Genomic DNA, 661 nt, shown 5'->3' with positions numbered 1-661 from the left:
GTTCCTTTACTGGCTTTCACAATTTTTGACTTATCCTTACTAATCGTAAGGTTTAGGTCTTGCTCTAACCACTGTGTTACTTGATTTTTGATGTTATACGCCTCATTATATTCTCCCTTAACGCCAATGATAAAGTCATCAGCATAGCGGCTATATTCAACTCTTGGTTTTGGATTCAGGTTGATGTGTCTGTCAATCCCTAAATTATGGTGCTGGTTTCTAAGCCATGCTTTCTTATATTCTGGGTTATTCTTCTTAATCGGTATTCCTTCTTTAATCAGTTCCTCCATTTTCAGGTCGATGTAATGTAAATATACATTCGCCAACAAAGGGGAAATAATTACTCCTTGAGGAGAGCCTGATAAAGATTCATATTTGATGCCATCTTTCATAAAGCCCGCTTTTAACCATTTGTTAATGGTTGCGAGTGTTTTATTCTTTTTGATGAACTGATTTAAGGTTCTCATCAGAATCTCATGATTAATGGTATCAAAGTAACCTTCTAAGTCAATTTTGACAAGGTAATCAATTCCTTGAAATCTTTGTTTGATACGTTTGATGGCATCATGACATGATTTTTTGGTTCTAAATCCAAAGCTCCATTCTGAGAAGATATTTTCAAAATAAGGAGTTAAGAGTTGTTCCAGGCATTTTTGCATCA

Annotated in this window: 1 protein-coding gene; it reads right to left on the bottom strand. The window is 34.9% G+C overall.

Features of this window, described 5'->3' with window-relative positions; translation table 11 throughout:
• Positions 1-661, bottom strand: a 661-nt coding sequence (locus KHD59_RS02405) for a reverse transcriptase/maturase family protein (protein ID WP_238120386.1), incomplete at both ends; no start/stop codon positions are given.

Origin of the sequence: Sesame phyllody phytoplasma (genome assembly GCF_018390775.2) — a bacterium.
Classification (GTDB): Bacteria; Bacillota_I; Bacilli_A; order Acholeplasmatales; family Acholeplasmataceae; genus Phytoplasma; species Phytoplasma australasiaticum.
The sequence above is the reverse complement of the archived record's forward strand: the minus strand, read 5'-3'. Positions and strand labels throughout refer to the sequence as shown.